Raw genomic sequence first — 15,827 nt, 5'->3', positions numbered from 1 at the left:
CTCATCTTCGCTTCCTTTGATAGAGCTACGATGAGCCGAAAATCCTCTCTTCTCAATTAAACCAATTCTGTCTCAAGGGCGCTGATGTCGGACAGGACAGCGCCAGATCGGGGAATATCAAACCCAGATCAGCCAGTACCAGATCGTTCTGGAAGTCGACCCGAGAGAGTTTTCGCGCGTCGACGCCATCAACTCCTTGTATCTGAGATCAGAGACAACCGGCGACATGGTGCCGCTGGCGGCGGTGGTCAGGATCGAACCGCAGACGGCCGGTCCGGTGGTGATCAATCGAGCCAGCCTTTCTCCTTCGGCAACGATCTCCTTCAATCTATCGCCGGGAATGGCGCTTGGCGACGCGGTGTCGGCCATTAACCGGCTTCAGGAAGAGATCGGCATGCCGGAGACCGTTCGGGGCCGAACTCAAGGCTCAGCCCAGGCATTCGAGGAATCCCTGCGCACACAACCCTATCTCGTGTTGGCGGCGCTGATTTCCGTCTACATCATCCTCGGCGTTCTCTACGAGAGTTTCCTGACTCCGGTTGTCATTCTTTCTACATTGCCGTCTGTAGGACTTGGCGCACTGCTGATGCTGTGGCTGTGGGGTCTCGATTTCTCCATCATGGCATTGATCGGCATCATCCTGTTGATCGGCATCGTGAAGAAAAACGGCATCCTGATGGTGGACTTTGCGATGGATGCAGAGCGCCAAAGAGGGCTCTCACCCGAAGCCGCGATCTACGAAGCGGCGGTGGCACGCTTCCGGCCCATCATGATGACGACGATTGCAGCGCTTTTGGCGGCGATACCGCTGATGCTGGCGATCGGTGCTGGCGCAGAGCTGCGCGAACCATTGGGCGTTGCCGTCGTCGGTGGACTGATTGTCAGTCAGGTGCTCACGCTGTTCTCGACCCCGGTCGTCTATATCGCCGTGAAATCACTGAGCTCCATCTTCAAGCCGCGGCTCGCGGAACGGCTCGCTCATGGACAAGCCCGGTCCAGCCGTGCGGCGTGAAACCGGCCGCAACACCGCTGCAACTGAGATGCACTAGGCAAACATTTTCGCGGCTTGGCAACAGTTCGAAAGGCTCTTCAATGTCGTTCGCTTACGGAAAGATCCAGCCGGTATTTCGACTGTCCCGTCGCGGCCGCCTATTTGCTTGCGATGATCAGCGAGCCTGTTGTTGTCCGCAAATTTTGATTTCTATATCCATAAACCAAGGGGGAATTCGATGATGCTGGCACGCATGGCGTTTCTACTGTCAGTTCCGACGGCCATGGTGATGGTCGCAGCGACCATAAGCTCCGCGCCGGCTGAACAACATGGGCAAGCCGTCGCGCAACCCGAAGACAGACAGCGCTCGCTGCAGTATTTCGGCCGTATCGCGACGGTGATCGAGCATCCACGCTGCATGAACTGTCACACCTCTACTGATTTTCCTCGTCAGGGAGACGACGGACACCCTCATATCATGCAGGTTCGGCGAGGCTTGCACGATAGCGGCACACCGGCGCTGCAATGCAATACCTGCCATCAAAGGGAAAACTCGCCATCAGGTGTTCCCGGAAACGAAGTCTGGCACCTCGCCCCTCTGCGCATGGCATGGGAAGGGCTGAGCACCGGAGACATCTGCCGTTCGCTGACCGACCCTCAAAAGGGCGGTATGTCTTACGAGCAATTGATCCATCACATGGCGGAGGACAAGTTGGTCGCCTGGGCATGGGACCCCGGCGTCGATCTCTCCGGAAAGCCCCGTTCTATGCCGCCGGTTTCTCACAGCGACTTCGGGCAGCTGGTGCGCGATTGGGTGGCAACAGGTGCCGCCTGCCCATCCTGACACCGGGAGAGATACGTATTTCCGCGGCGATCTCGCCGAAGATTCAGGCAAGCGATCGGCGGACGCTCATCTATCCTAAGCGCCGCCGACCAGCTTGTGGTTCTTGAGCGGCAAGGACCTGATCCGCCTGCCGAGCGCCGAGGATACGGCGTTGAAGAGCGCGGGAGCCGCGACGACGACAGGTGGCTCACCGACACCGCCCCAGAAGCCGCCTGAGGGCATGACGATCGTTTCGATCGGCGGCATGTCGTTCATGCGAACAATGGCATAGCCGTCGAAATTCGTCTCCTGAATGGCTCCCTTATCCACCGTGCATTCGCCGAAGAGAGCCGCGGACAGGCCGAATGCAAGACCACCCTCCAATTGGCGCGAGATGAGCCCAGGATTGACGGCGATACCGCAATCGATGGCGCACACCATGCGATGGATCTTCAACGCGCCGTTGACAATGGAGACCTCTGCCGCGGCGGCGACGTAGCTTTCGGTCGCAAAGGCACCGGCAATGCCGTGATGGCGATTGGGCTGCGGATTCGACCAACCAATCCGCTCTGCGGCGGCTTCAAGCACTGCCAGCAGTTTTGGGTTGCGGCGGAGGAGCGGACGACGAAATTCGAGCGGGTCTCTTCCAGCCGCAAGGGCTAGCTCGTCGATGAAGCTTTCCACGTAGAAGACGTTCTGATTGACATGCACACCACGCCAGGCGCCCGGCATGATCGGCGGGTTTCGCATGGCGAGATCAACGAGCAGGTTTGGAATCGAATAGTTGAAGCTGTTCTGGTTCAGACCATTGAGCATATGGGGATCGCCATTGCCCTGAAGACGGCGTGGTGCATGGACTGCACGGATCGACTGTCCCGCAACACGAATATGGAAAGCAAGGAGATTGCCGTCCTTGTCCAATCCGCCGACAAGCTTTGCTCTCGTCGTCGGATGATAGAGATCGTGCGTCATATCCTCCTGACGCGACCAGATCATCTTGACCGGTACGCCTGGCCGCGCTTTGGCGATCAGAACGGCTAGATGCGCAAATTCAGAATAGAGCCTTCGTCCAAAGCCGCCGCCCAGAAAGGTCCGATGCACTTCACATCGCGATGCAGGCAGCCCGCTTGCATCGACAATGACGTCGAGCATGGCGCCGGCGTCCTGTGTCGATGCCCAAATCTCGCAGCGCTCCGGCGTCCAGACCGCGGTTGCATTGATGGGCTCCAGGGGCGCATGCGCCTGGTAGGGAAACGCATATTCCGCACTGATCGTCTTGACCGCAGCGCCAAGACCCTCGGTGACGTTGCCTGTGGTCATGCCGGTGAAAGGATCGTCGGTCTCCAGACCTTCTGAGAGCATCAGCGCGATGCTCGCACTCGACACATTGGCGCTCGGGCTCTCGTCCCAAATGACCGGCAAGTCTGCAATCGCAGTCTCGGCCTGCCACCATCCATCAGCTATGACCGCGATGGTTCTGGCATCAACCTGGAACACCTGACGCACGCCAGGTCGCGAGGAAATCGCCGCAGCCTCGAAACTTTTGACACTGCCGCCCGCATTCGGAGCCATTCGCACAGCCGCATGAAGCATACCCGGCAGGCTAACGTCGATGCCGAATGTGACCTTGGCGGTGACCTTTTCCAAAGCTTCTAGACGCGGGATGGACTTGCCGATGAGCCTCCAATGCTTGGGGTCTTTCAGTTCGACCGCCGTCGCCGGTTCGAAACCGGATGCGGCCTTTGCCAGCCTACCGAAGCTCGTGCTGCGCCCCGAGCCCCGATGCGACACGACGCCGTTCGATGCAGCGCATTCGCCTTTGTTCACCTTCCACGCTGCGGCAGCCGCCGATATCAGCATATCGCGAGCCGTTGCCCCGGCTTGTCGCATCGTTTGCTGGAGTTCCCGGATAGAGCCACTGCCGCCCGTTTGAAAATCGCCGTAGACATCGGCACGGGCCTGGCTGGCACCGGGAAGAACGAAATCTGTCTTGACCTTCGCCCAGTCGCAATCCAGCTCCTCGGCCAGCATCTGCGCCAGGCCAGTCATGGACCCCTGCCCCATCTCGGCGCGGGTGATGCGGATGAGGACGGTCTCGTCCGGCGATATCGTCAGCCACGCATTGATCTCGTCGGGCGATGTCGTCTGCGCCGTCGCGGGGGCTAGCCGAAAGCCAAGGGTGAACGCACCAAGCGTCGCGGAGGCGGCAATTATAAAATTGCGACGGGTGAGGTCGACGGTCATCCTCGCATCCTCACTTCCGGGCTTGGGTCATGATGTGGGCTGCCAGTTTGATCGCCTGCCGGATCTGATTGTAAGTACCGCAACGACAGAGATTTCCGGACATGGCCTCATCGATATCCTGGTCGGTGGGTTCGGGAATTTTCGAAAGAAGTGCCGCCGCCTGCATGATCTGCCCGGTCTGGCAATAACCACATTGTGCCACATCGAGCTCGATCCATGCGGTCTGAAGCGGGTGGAGCTTGGCATTCGGCTGGACCAGACCTTCGATGGTCGTGACCGATGCGCTCCCGATATCGCCGATTGGCGTCACGCAGGCGCGCCTCGCCTCACCATCGACATGGACCGTACAGCAACCGCACAAGGCTGCGCCGCAGCCATATTTTGAGCCGGTAAGCCCGAAATCCTCACGAAGAGCCCACAGCAAAGGGGTGGCGGGATCGCCATCATATCTATGGAGTTCACCGTTTATCGTGATTTCCAACATTCGGTCCCTACTCCCGGAACAGTATCGCTATGCCTTTCTAACCCAAGCTTTTCCCGGAACTTTGTCAGATGTGAGTGAAAGTGTGCCAACCGGCTCTGACAAGTTGACGATGGCTACGATGGCCGGCGGTTCAAACGTCGAAAACTGCCCGAGTTGGTCGCGGCGACAACTCCACGGGCTTCTCCGCGAATTTGGTCGATGTGATGCCGCTCTGCACACCCAGAAGATGGAATTCCGCAGGTATCATCATCGCGACCGGAAAGAGCCATGATCCATGGCATCTACCGTATTGTGCCGACGCGAAAATCGAGTAATAGTTGTAATTCCATGTCCACTCAGTCTACCGATGCGATCGGCGGGGACGTGGCGGGGGCTGGCAATGGATCAAGCACAGCAACATCATAATTTGACGGGCAGTTTTTCCGGTTTTCCGGCGCGCAAGAGGCCGTTGTTGCGACACAGCAGCTCGCGGCTGGCGCTTGTGGTCGCGCTGTCCGGCGTCTACATGACGGTCTCGATCGGCGATGCCCACGCCCAGAGCGCGCCGCTGCCGACAGGCGGCGCGGTGACGAGGGGCAGCGCGGCGATCTTGCGGCTGGGCACGGACATGACCGTCTTCCAGCTGTCGCGCAACGCCATCATCGGCTGGAACGGCTTCTCCGTCGGTTCGGGCTACCGGATGCATTTCGAGAACGGTTCGGGTGCGACGCTCAACCGAGTGACTGGCGGCCTGCCATCTAGCATCGACGGCCGCCTGACGGCGACCGGCTCGGTCTATCTGATCAATCCCGCCGGTGTCGCGGTCGGCTCCAACGGTATGGTGCGCACCGGCGGCTCCTTCGTGGCCTCGACGCAGGATATCGACGACACAAATTTCCTGAAGGGCGGCGACCTCACGCTGAAGGGATCGAGCCGGGCGACCGTCGTCAATCGCGGCACGATCGTCTCGGATCATGGCGACGTGGTGCTGACGGCGCGAAAGGTGGTCAACGAAGGCAGCATCGATGCCCCCAAGGGCAGCGTCGGGCTGCTCGCCGGCTACGAGGTGCTGCTCAGCGACATGTCGACGGCGGACGGCAAGTTCCAGGTCAAGGTCGGCGGCGCCGACACCGAGGTCGTCAACAAGGGCACTATCCGGGCGGCGGAGGCGGAACTGCGGGCCAATGGCGGTAGGGTCGAGGCGCTGGCCGGCAACACCAAGGCCATCGTCAAGGCGACCGGCGTCAAGCAGAGCGGCGGCCGGATTTTCCTGACAGCCGGCGACGGCGGCTCGGTCCAGGTCTCGCAGCGCCTGGTGGCGCGCCGCGCGGCAACCGAGGCGAAGCGCCGTCAGGTGGCCGCGCTTCCCGACTACGGTCCGATGCCGCGGAACCGGCCGGACTATACGGGCGGCGAGGTGACGATATCAGGCGGCACGATCGTGCTTCGGGGCGCTGTCATCGACGCCTCTGGCTCGACCGGCGGCGGCCAGGTGCTGATCGGCGGCGGCCCGCAGGGATCGGGCGACACATCGCATGCGCAAGCCGTCAGCATCGATGCGGCGAGCGTCATCGACGCCAGCGCAACGCGGCAGGGCGACGGCGGCAGCATCGTCGTCTGGTCGGATGGCGCAACATCGGTTGCCGCAACACTGACCGCCAGGGGCGCGGGTACGGGATCGGGCGGCGCGATCGAGACCTCGGGTAACGCGATCGACTTTACCGGCGTCAGCGTCGATGCATCTGCGCCGGGTGGCACGGCCGGGCAATGGCTGATTGGCACCGGGGGTTTGACGGTCGATGCGGCCAGTGCCGCGACCATCGCCGGTTCGCTTGGTGGCGACACGAACGTCACCTTGAAGACATCGGCGACGGCGGCCAATGGCGACATCACAATTGCCTCAGCGCTCGGCTGGTCAAGCGGAGCGGCGCTGACGCTCGACGCCTACCATTCGATCGCCATCGCCGCGCCGGTGACGATCGGCGGGGCAGGCAAGCTCAATCTCCTGTCCAACCAGGGCGGAACCGGCGGTACGATCACCTATGCCGGCGGTGTAACCTTCACCGGTGGGGCAGGCTCGGGCGCCGGACTGACGGTCAACGGCAATGCCTACACGCTGCTCTATTCGATGGCCGACGTGCAGGCCATCAATGCGTCGGACGCAGCACTTAGAGGTAACTACGCGCTGGCCACCTCGCTCGATGCCACCGGCCTTGCCGGCTGGATACCGATCGGCACCGATGGTCAGGGCAACATTCTCAACCCGGACAGGTTCAATCACAACGGCTTTACCGGCCAATTTACCGGCCTTGGCCATACGATCTCCAACCTGACGGTCGGCGTCGGCAATACAGGCTACGCCGGCCTGTTCGGATATGCCACGAATGCTACCATTTCCGATATCGGCCTGATCGGAGGTTCGGTTAGCGGAAACTATAATCTCGGCGGGCTCATCGGCCGGCTAGGTTTTGGCACGATCAGTCATGCCTATGCAACTGGCGCCGTTAACGGCGGCAACGGTGTTGGCGGACTCGTCGGTGTTCTGGAGGGCAGCACGATCAGTCAGTCCTATGCAACCGGTAATGTCAGCGGTAACGACGACGTCGGCGGGCTCGTCGGTTTTGCCATGGGCTATTATTATCCTCGGCCTATAGGCCTGATCAGCCAATCCTACGCCACCGGCACTGTGCACGGCAACTACTACGTCGGCGGGCTCGTCGGCGATCAGAGCGGCACGATCAGCCAATCCTATGCCACCGGCGCCGTCAGCGGCATCAACAGCGTCGGTGGACTCGCCGGTTGGCAGAGCGGCGGTCCGATCACTCAATCCTATGCGACCGGTGCCATCAGCGGCGGCAGCTATGTCGGCGGGCTCGTTGGCTTGATGACCGCTGATCTCGTGACGATCAACCAATCCTATGCCACCGGTGCCGTCAGCGGCGACAGCTATGTCGGCGGGCTCGTCGGTTCTTACGTCGGTACCTCTCATCCTCAGCTACTCTTGATCAGCCAATCCTACGCCACCGGCTCCGTCAGCGGCAACAACTATGTTGGCGGCCTCGTCGGCAGCTCGTACCTCGCCTCTCCTTATCCTCCGACTCTACTCTTGATAACCCAATCCTACGCCACCGGCGCCGTCAGCGGCAGCAGCGATGTCGGCGGCCTCATCGGTTATCAGGCTGGCGGCACGATCTCGTCCAGCTATTTCGACAGCTTCTCGACAGGGCAGGCAAACGGTGTCGGTTCTGGTTCGCAGGCTGGCGTCATGGCGGTCACCAGCGATCCGAGCCAGTCTGCCGCGGAGAATTATGCCTTTACGCAGAGTGCTTATTCCGGCTTCGACTGGACGATCTGGTCGCCGCCTGAGGCAGGTGCGGTCAATTATTATCCCAGGCTGCTGACGGTGCCCGGGGCGGACACCGTCGGCCAATGACATCATCGATCTTGGCGACCCGCGCAACGGCCGCAGCCCTGCGCGCCGGCATGACGCTTGCCGCGTTCATGGTCCTGCCGATGACGCAAGCTTATGCGCAGGCCATCGAACGCAACCTGCCGCCCCAGCCCGCACCCTCGGACCGCGCGGCACTCACCGTCGACCAGGCCGACTACGGCAAGGGCGACGACACCCCGCTCGGCGTCGATGTGACGGGTGTGCGCCTGATCGGCGCGGACGAAGGTTCCGAGGGTAAGGCGCCGGACGGCATCTCGCTCGGCAGGGTCGTAGCCGTTGAGAACGGCGCCCTTCAGGCAGCGCTCTCGCCCTATCTCGGCAAGCCTCTGACACGTGGCGCGATCGCCAGGATGCAAGCCACCGTCTCGGGCCTATGGCGCGATGCCGGCCACCCCTTCATGTCGGTGACCGTGCCACCGCAGGAGGTCACCTCGGGCGTGCTCAGGCTCAGGGTCGTCGAATTCCATGCCGGGACGATCAAGACCCAAAATGCCGGCACCGGCGCCATCGAGCGCAATCTCGCCCCACAGGTCAGGTTCGAGGCCGGAAAAGACATCGATGCAAGCGCGCTGGAAGAGGATCTCGATTGGCTCAACCGCAACCCGTTCCGCCATGTCGAGGGCGTCTTTGCCCCGGGCGCGGACACCGGCGCCAGCGACATGACCCTGACGGTGACGAATAGCAAGCCCTACTCCTTGTTTGCCTCCTATGCCGATACCGGTTCGCTAGCTACCGGCCGCGACCGCTGGTCGACCGGCTTCGGCCTCTGGCTTCCCGAACTCAACGACATGACGCTCGCCTACCGCTTCACCGGCTCCGACCAGGCCTTTGCCTTGGATGGAGACGGGCCACTCAGGCTGCAGTCCGGCAAGCCCGGCTATCTCAGCCACGCCGCCAGCATCACCCTGCCGACCTTTTCGCGCCAGACGCTGTCTATCGCGCCCAACTATGTCGAAACCGAACAGACGATTGCCGGCACCCCCTTTTCCTTTCGCAACCGGACCTTCGAGCTGCCGATCCTCTATCGCAGCGCCATCTCCAACATTCTGCCCGGCCGCTACTGGGGCGACGTTTATTTCGGGGTGGAGCCGAAATGGGTCAGGCGCGCCACCGCGTTCGACGGCATCGAGGTCGCCACCGGCCGCGCCGGCCTGTTCAATCTCGTTCTCGGATGGGCCGACGATGTCTCCGACCGCTATGGCAGAACCGCCGTCGACGTTCGCCTCAAGGTCAACCCCGGCGGCATCGTCAGCGGCAATACCGCCGCCGACTGGACAGCCTTCACCGGCGGCCGTGTCACCGACAACACCTATGTCACCGCCGGCCTCGACATCAGCCGGACGACGGTGCTGCCCGCTGGCTTTGCCTGGAGCAGCCAGCTGTCCGGTCTGATCGCCAACCAGGCGCTGCCGGACACGGAACGTCTCGGGCTCGGCGGCTTCTACGCCGTGCGCGGCTACGACAACGACGATGGGGCAGGCGATGCCGGTCTTGTCTGGCGCAACGAGCTCAGGCTGCCCGCCCTCTCCCCGCTCGCCAAGCTCGGTGCTCCCGACACGCTTTCGCCCTTCCTGTTCGTCGATCTCGGCTACGGCCACGATTTCGCCGCCCGCGCCAATTCCACCCTCGCCTCTGCCGGTCTCGGCCTCGACTATGCCATCGCCACCAATCTCTCGGCAAACTTCACCACCGCCACCGCCCTCAAGGATGCAACGCTCACCCGAGCCGGCGACTGGACCTTCTACGCAACAATCAGGGTCGCATATTGATGGAAGAAAGTTCGACCGCGATACGGTCCAGCGGATCATCAACTGCCATGGATCGAAGGATGCGGTGTCGTTGGCAACGCCATCTCCCCACCGCACGAAATGGGCGACACGCCACCGGTAGCGCGGCTGCCAGCGCGGGAAAGCGAGGCCGTCAGCAGGAAATCCCTTTTCGACAAACTATCAATTCTAATTAGTAAATCATGATATTGACATTCAACCTAAGCAGGCAAATTATACACAAAGAATCTACCGAGAAAGTCCATGCAAACGGAGCGATACGAAGCACTGGATAGCTGGCGTGGCCTATGTGCCTGCATGGTCGCTCTGTTTCATTTCAACGTCTTCAGCCACATCCAGTTCACGCAGATCGTTCTGAACGCCTATCTGTTCGTGGACTTCTTCTTTGTGCTCAGCGGATTCGTGATCGCGGCAAACTATCAAACGCGGTTGCTGCAGGGTTTCGGCATCAGTCGCTTCCTGTTTCTGCGCTTCGGCCGAATCTATCCGCTGCATATTCTGACGATGCTTCTCTTCATCCCTATCGACATTGCCAAGGATGGATTTCCGGGTAACCTTCCCCGGGCCGTTACGACCAATGTGCTTCTATTCCATGGTGCCGGGATCAACGACGGCCTTTGGCTCAATTTTCCCAGTTGGAGCATCAGCGCCGAATTTTTTGCCTATCTCGCCTTTGCCCTGATCACGATTGAGCTGGGGAAACGGATATTTCCATGGGCCATTCTTGCACTGTTTGGCTTTGCGACTCTCCTGTTCTTTAGCCCTCACAGAATGGATTCCACCTATGATTACGGGCTGATTCGATGCCTCTATGGTTTCGCGCTCGGAGTGATTTGCTTCCGCGTGCGCGAATGCTGTGCGTGGCTTCGCGTGCCCTTGGGAACAGCTGCCGATACGACGATCGAAGGCATGGCCGTCGTTGTGCTCTGCGTTTGCTTGAGCACGGTCGATGGACATGGGTACTTCGCGGTCGCCACCCCGCTTCTCTTCGCCGGTCTGGTGCTGCTGTTCGCTCGCGAGCAGGGCCATATCAGTGGAGCGTTGAAGATCAGGCCGCTGCTGCTGATCGGCACACTGTCCTACTCGATCTACATGGTGCATGCCTTGGTGCGAGCCTTGGGCCGAGCACTTGCCATCATTCTTCAAAAGACGACCGGCATGTCGTTCTTCGTCGACTATCCTGTCGCGGTGAATGACGAAGTCCCGCATCTATTGTCGATCGAGCGATCCCTTTGGTTGGGCGATCTTCTTCATATATCCATGCTTTTCGCGACCATTGCCCTGGCTATGCTGACTTATCGCTATGTGGAGGAGCCGGGCCGACTTTGGAGCAGAAGCTATGCCAGCCAGCGCCGATTGCAACAGTCCGCTGCAGAAGCGTAAATACTTGCTGGTTGTTGATTACCTCTCAGGGCTGCCCCATGTTTGAGCCTTCCCTTGCATGTTTTCAGCAAGGGCTCCGGGTGATCGAGATGGCGCTGCCCAGCGTGAAGCGAGATTGTGGAGTGGGTCAGGCGCGAGTAGCGGGTCGACCACTGATCTTCTGAGGCCGTCCTGTTGATGGCGGATATGATGCGACCGATAGAGCGCTTCGATGAGTCCGCAAGTCATCTGGCTTGCCGCTTAGATCGATCGCCGGATGGCGCCCGGCTAATTTCTCGGTTAGATCAACATGTTGAGCCTAGCGGGGAGGACTGACCTCGTTTCGGATGTGATGAAACATCGGCATCACACCATCGAAACTCGCTTTGGTAGCAGTACAGACGACCGTCGTCCGGCCCCTGGGAGTTTCAAGCACAGACATCATCAACCGTACGTTTTCGTGATCAGGACCGACTTTAGGGATGCCCGTGAACTCTACCCCAGTGATGCCATCGATATGGAAGGCATTCGCAGTCTCCAGCGTTATGTTGGCCGACAGCGTTCTGCGGGTCCTGCAGGTTCCATTCTTCCCCCATGGTCATCTCATTAATCTGATCCTGAGTGAACTCGGTATTCTGCGGGGCGGCACGAAACGTCACGCCGCAGAGGTACCTTGAGGTTCCCACGTGAGGCGGCTGACCGGACGCAGGGTCGATCCCGAAAAAGACATCATATGCCGGGTCCTTTGTGGGATCGCGCTTAACCACGAAATCGCTGCCAAGGCTGATCTTCAGCCCTGTAGCCGGGTCTTCGACCCCGTACGCAGGGAACGACACGCAGATCGCGGCAACAAATGGCGACAGCAGCAACAGATTGACCCGGGCCCAGATAGAGCGTTTCCATGACGCTTCAAAAACCATGCACTGGCCTCTATAACCTATGCACTGAGAGTTATGGCGAGGAAGTTGGGAGTCAACTAATCGTCAAAGCGATGGTCTTTGCATGCGCCCGCTCACCAGAACCATCGCGTTGCAAGGTGGCGTTCCTGGTCTGCATGTTGAGTTCATCAATCCCGGTCAGGATTTCCGTGCAATGTCCAGGCCTGTTGATTTTCCAGGTCACGCGCACGTATCTCATGGATCATCCCCGCGTAGTGGGTATCTAAAGCTCTTGGTGGGATCAGAACCGGTAATCCGGAGCTTCAGGCACCAACAAACCCACTACGCGTTCAAGATATTACGCTCTGGATGAGGCCACTCGAACTGGCTGTCCCAAACGACAGAATAAATGGGTGGTATCCGCAGGATTTGGGGTCGCCTGTGGGTCTCCTCCGAGCGCTCTTGGATGCCAGCTCAGGCCTCGAGCGGCCTTGCCCTGATGGTATCTTTCTCTTCAAGAAGTGGAGCAGTCGCCGACATCTCCCTATCCACGCCGGGACCTCGTCAGTCTGCGCACGCTTCCGGTTGACCTGGCGATCAATGGAGGCAAGCCTCTCGGCTTGTTTTGGGACACTCGATAAGCGCCTCGACGCGCGCCGAACGTCATCCGGCAAAACTAAATTTTTTTTAAGAAAACATGCGTGGCGCTTTGATCTCGGTCGATGTATTTTTAGTTAGCTGGAGTCAAAATCTTCGGCAAGTCCCAAGCCCTTCTCGAGAACGCTGAGCCCCTCGTAAACGCAGCTCCCCGTGCCTCGCTGATCACCTCCTTTTGATCTCTTTGGATAACTACGTGTCTATAGTCAGCGAAAGCCGGGCTTTCATTAGCATCGGCGTATCTTGCCAAACCGCTCAACAGTTGCAGCGACATGCGGAGTTTCTTTCCTTGCTCGTAGATGATGAGCTGCGCGCACGGTCCGGATTCTTCAATTGGGTATTTGTCAGCGCATCAGATATCGCAAGAGTTGCGGACCGCCTGGTCGCTGCGCCGATCACCCCCAAATCCCTGTACGTCCCCACCCACGCTCGCGAAGCTCTGCGTTTGGAGGATTTCAAAGTCTGGTTCTGGCACGAGAAATTCAGCGATGAGGTAAACCAGGACGACGTCCAGAGAATTGCGACGAAATATGAGCGTCTTCGCAACAATTTCCTGAAAATGCTTGAAAAGCCAGTCCGCTATATCGTCCTCAGCAATACGCAAAACAATTTGGAGAACTTCTATCCCTACAAGAATCAGGGAATGAGTATCTCTCTTAATGCTGACATCGTCTCCGAGATTGCCGACGCGCCGTGGGCAACCAACCAATATGGCAGCGCCCAAATGATAGCGCTGAGTTATCCCCGCCGATGGACGGGCAAACCGCATAGGTCAGTTTCGTACTTGCAAGAAGACGATACCGAATGGGAAGGTAGCGTGACATCCTGGGACCAGGCGTTACCGCAACATCTGATCTCCGACCTCACGCCAGGAAAATGCAAACCCAACAACACTTGCGATCGTGGCAACGGCCTTCACATCAAGCCTTAGCGACTAAGATAAGCTTGAGAATAACTGGAGGCCACGCGGCGGGGCCGAGCCTTGCCTGTTTGAGCCGCCCGTTGGCTGTCAATCGGTACGGGGGATAGCGGTAAGCCTGCACCAGCACGATCGCTGCAGAAGCACAAGAACTTGGCTGGCGCTTAAGCGAGCGTCTTTGCAGACGTTATCATGTTATCTCACGATGCCTGTTTACAGCTGAAATCGAAAGCCAGCTCAACGAACGGCAGATGTTCCAGACGATCGCAAGCCATGCAATTATGATTGCTGCAACCAAAAAGAGTGCACCCCTCAAATTCCCTAAGGGCTCGTTGAAACCCGCGACAATGTCGACCGTATCGGAGGATCTTACTCTTGCCACAGCCGATGCCATTCTGGCTATTAAGCGACCAAGCAAACTAGATCTCTTAAAGTATCTCCGCGTCGCTACTACGGCATCAAGCAAAAGACTGACCGTGATGTCAGCAAGCCGTATCTCACTATGAGTGACCATGCGTATCGCCGATAGCCTCGCTCAGATCAGCGCTCATTGTCCGGTTCGGATGATTTTACAAAGGCGAGGATTTTTGCCCGCAACCGCTTGTCTTCGATCCCCGATAAGGCTGTTCGCGAACGGCTCTGTGATGCCGCGCAAGTCGAAACCTAGCGGGCGTCTCCCTTGAAGAAGAGATGTCGTCCGACGTACTTTCAAAGAAAAACATGGCCGGGACACCGAGGATTTCTGAAATACGCAGAAGACGGCTGGCGCTGATTTTCTCAAAGCCGCACTCGACCTTCCCTAGCTGGCGGGGGCTTATACAAAGCCTCTCGGCCAATTCAGCCTGCGAAATTGACAACTCTTCTCGGCGTAGTCGGATACGCGATCCAACTTCAACATCGATTGCATCGGGTCTTTTGTCCATGAGGAAGCCGCCAGGAGAGAGATTGCGTTCATGCTTGCAGGATTCTCTCGACGCCACAATCCTTTAGCAAGACATCGATGTGGCGCACATTTGAAAAGTCGCTGCGTAGCAAAGAGCGTTACACTCCATTTGAAAACTATCCTAACGGGGCCAATCTGAACAGCCATTGATCTTGCCGCTCCGCAGGCGTCATTTCAAAAATAGAAGCATTTCGCACCTATAAAATGTAGGGGTTTTCGTATTGCGCGAGGTATCAAGCCATCTGGCGCGCCGTTGTTGTGCATCCCCCTCGACGCCCCAGGGATGAGGTCGCCACCCGTAATGTTCCGATAATCTCGCCCTCCGACCGTCGCTGGACATACATCCAGCAAGTGCGGAATCCTTATGAAGAACATTTTGGCGATGGCCTGCGTTGCCGCGGCAATGACGCTAGGCGGGTGCTCCTCCGTCCCTTTGACTGAAACAGGGGCAATCTCGTCCTATAGCGGCCTTGGGCCAACTTCCGGAACATTCGGAAAGTGGCGCTCATATGTGAGGGGCGAGGTTCTCGAGGCCCGGACCATCAAGATCATCCCGACAAGAATGACGCCGCAAGCTCGAGCGGTCTTGAAAGTGGCGTCCGATCAAAAACTAGTGACAAATGCCGTCGATCGTTCCCTGTGCCTTGCATTGAGCGATCGCTTCGTCGTCGTCCCGGAAAGCGCGCCGGCAGATCTGACGGTTCAAGCCACCGTCTCCACCATCGTTCCCACCGGTAGCGTCGCGGCGGGCGTTTCCAAGGTGATGACCCTCGGCACCGCCGCGGTGCTTCCGGTTGGTGTCCCTCGTCTTCCAATCGGCCTCGGGGGGATTGCGGTAGAAGCCGAAGCGACGAATGCCAGCGGCACGCAGGTTGCGGCCATCACTTGGGCGAGAGGGGCGAACTCGCTGACGAGCAACGCCAGAGTATCCGAGATTGGCGATGCCTATGGCCTTGCCAGTTCCTTCGGCAATCAGTTTGGACGAATGGTGGTATCTGGCAAGGACAACCCCGGCATCGCCCTGCCATCGGCCCGCAGGATAGGTTCAGCAGCGGGGCTTCCTCCCAAATATCGGGCCTGCGATGCATTCGGACGGTCCTCAGGCCTTGCCGGATTGGCCGGCAGCGTTGTTGGCGCACCGCCATCATGGACTGATAACGGTGCAGACCCATGACTGCCGATCGGCCGGCTCCCATCCGGCTTGCTCTGCACTCACAGCGGCTGAGCGATATTCCTATGGCCGAGGGGCCAGACCTCGAAGGCTTCTCTCGCGACGCGTCCAGAACCGATGTGGCAAGCATGATCCCAT

Annotated in this window: 11 protein-coding genes; 7 read left to right on the top strand and 4 right to left on the bottom strand. The window is 59.2% G+C overall.

The window, feature by feature from the left end; translation table 11 throughout:
• Positions 1–106: 106 nt before the first annotated feature.
• Together BJ928_RS27530 and BJ928_RS27525 are read left to right on the top strand one after the other, a co-directional pair.
• Entirely contained in the window at positions 107–1,012 is a 906-nt protein-coding gene (locus tag BJ928_RS27530) for an efflux RND transporter permease subunit (protein ID WP_082011908.1), read from the top strand.
• Positions 1,013–1,178: 166 nt separating this feature from the next.
• Complete coding sequence (locus tag BJ928_RS27525) at positions 1,179–1,835, top strand: hypothetical protein (protein ID WP_147413947.1); 657 nt, start codon at positions 1,179–1,181, stop codon at positions 1,833–1,835.
• Positions 1,836–1,910: 75 nt separating this feature from the next.
• Here BJ928_RS27525 and BJ928_RS27520 read toward each other — a convergent pair whose 3' ends face one another.
• Together BJ928_RS27520 and BJ928_RS27515 are read right to left on the bottom strand one after the other, a co-directional pair.
• On the bottom strand, positions 1,911–4,058 hold the full coding sequence (locus BJ928_RS27520; protein WP_047633509.1) for a molybdopterin cofactor-binding domain-containing protein: 2,148 nt from the start codon (positions 4,056–4,058) through the stop codon (positions 1,911–1,913).
• Between the two features lie 10 nt (positions 4,059–4,068).
• Positions 4,069–4,542: a (2Fe-2S)-binding protein gene (locus tag BJ928_RS27515; RefSeq protein WP_047633510.1), complete on the bottom strand. Its 474-nt coding sequence runs from the start codon at positions 4,540–4,542 to the stop codon at positions 4,069–4,071.
• A 451-nt stretch (positions 4,543–4,993) separates the two neighbouring features.
• Here BJ928_RS27515 and BJ928_RS27510 point away from each other — a divergent pair, with 451 nt between their 5' ends.
• The 3 genes from BJ928_RS27510 to BJ928_RS27500 all read left to right on the top strand — a co-directional run bounded on the left by BJ928_RS27510 (position 4,994) and on the right by BJ928_RS27500 (position 11,142).
• Entirely contained in the window at positions 4,994–7,954 is a 2,961-nt protein-coding gene (locus BJ928_RS27510) for a GLUG motif-containing protein (RefSeq protein ID WP_183079460.1), read from the top strand.
• The gene (locus BJ928_RS27505; RefSeq protein ID WP_052227789.1) at positions 7,951–9,741 is read left to right on the top strand and encodes a ShlB/FhaC/HecB family hemolysin secretion/activation protein; all 1,791 of its coding nucleotides are present in this window, start codon (positions 7,951–7,953) and stop codon (positions 9,739–9,741) included. The genes BJ928_RS27510 and BJ928_RS27505 overlap by 4 nt, the downstream gene beginning before the upstream one ends.
• A gap of 261 nt (positions 9,742–10,002) precedes the next feature.
• Positions 10,003–11,142 carry an acyltransferase gene (locus BJ928_RS27500; RefSeq protein ID WP_082011910.1) on the top strand — a complete coding sequence of 380 codons (1,140 nt, stop codon included), beginning with the start codon at positions 10,003–10,005 and terminating at the stop codon, positions 11,140–11,142.
• Between the two features lie 455 nt (positions 11,143–11,597).
• On the opposite strand, the gene BJ928_RS27495 is transcribed toward BJ928_RS27500, so the two are convergent.
• The gene (locus BJ928_RS27495) at positions 11,598–12,041 is read right to left on the bottom strand and encodes a hypothetical protein (protein WP_047633512.1); all 444 of its coding nucleotides are present in this window, start codon (positions 12,039–12,041) and stop codon (positions 11,598–11,600) included.
• Between the two features lie 52 nt (positions 12,042–12,093).
• The gene (locus tag BJ928_RS38925; RefSeq protein ID WP_156151450.1) at positions 12,094–12,258 is read right to left on the bottom strand and encodes a hypothetical protein; all 165 of its coding nucleotides are present in this window, start codon (positions 12,256–12,258) and stop codon (positions 12,094–12,096) included.
• A gap of 594 nt (positions 12,259–12,852) precedes the next feature.
• On the opposite strand from BJ928_RS38925, the gene BJ928_RS27490 reads away from it, so the two are divergent.
• Positions 12,853–13,587 (top strand): hypothetical protein, encoded by a 735-nt coding sequence (locus BJ928_RS27490; RefSeq protein WP_047633514.1) that lies wholly within the window; start codon positions 12,853–12,855, stop codon positions 13,585–13,587.
• A 1,295-nt stretch (positions 13,588–14,882) separates the two neighbouring features.
• On the top strand, positions 14,883–15,692 hold the full coding sequence (locus BJ928_RS27475) for a DUF3313 domain-containing protein (protein ID WP_052227791.1): 810 nt from the start codon (positions 14,883–14,885) through the stop codon (positions 15,690–15,692).
• Positions 15,693–15,827: the final 135 nt, after the last annotated feature.

It is taken from the genome of Rhizobium sp. WW_1, from assembly GCF_003610155.1.
Classification (GTDB): domain Bacteria; phylum Pseudomonadota; class Alphaproteobacteria; order Rhizobiales; family Rhizobiaceae; genus Rhizobium; species Rhizobium tropici_A.
Note: the sequence above shows the minus strand (reverse complement) of the source record. Positions and strands in the feature narration are given on the sequence as shown.

Excerpts from the sequence above, each read along its gene's own strand:
- BJ928_RS27520 (WP_047633509.1), bottom strand. The coding sequence starts at position 4,058 with ATGACCGTCGACCTCACCCGTCGCAATTTTATAATTGCCGCCTCCGCG.
- BJ928_RS27515 (WP_047633510.1), bottom strand. The coding sequence starts at position 4,542 with ATGTTGGAAATCACGATAAACGGTGAACTCCATAGATATGATGGCGAT.
- BJ928_RS27505 (WP_052227789.1), top strand. The coding sequence starts at position 7,951 with ATGACATCATCGATCTTGGCGACCCGCGCAACGGCCGCAGCCCTGCGC.
- BJ928_RS27500 (WP_082011910.1), top strand. The coding sequence starts at position 10,003 with ATGCAAACGGAGCGATACGAAGCACTGGATAGCTGGCGTGGCCTATGT.
- BJ928_RS27495 (WP_047633512.1), bottom strand. The coding sequence starts at position 12,041 with ATGGTTTTTGAAGCGTCATGGAAACGCTCTATCTGGGCCCGGGTCAAT.
- BJ928_RS38925 (WP_156151450.1), bottom strand. The coding sequence starts at position 12,258 with ATGAGATACGTGCGCGTGACCTGGAAAATCAACAGGCCTGGACATTGC.
- BJ928_RS27475 (WP_052227791.1), top strand. The coding sequence starts at position 14,883 with ATGAAGAACATTTTGGCGATGGCCTGCGTTGCCGCGGCAATGACGCTA.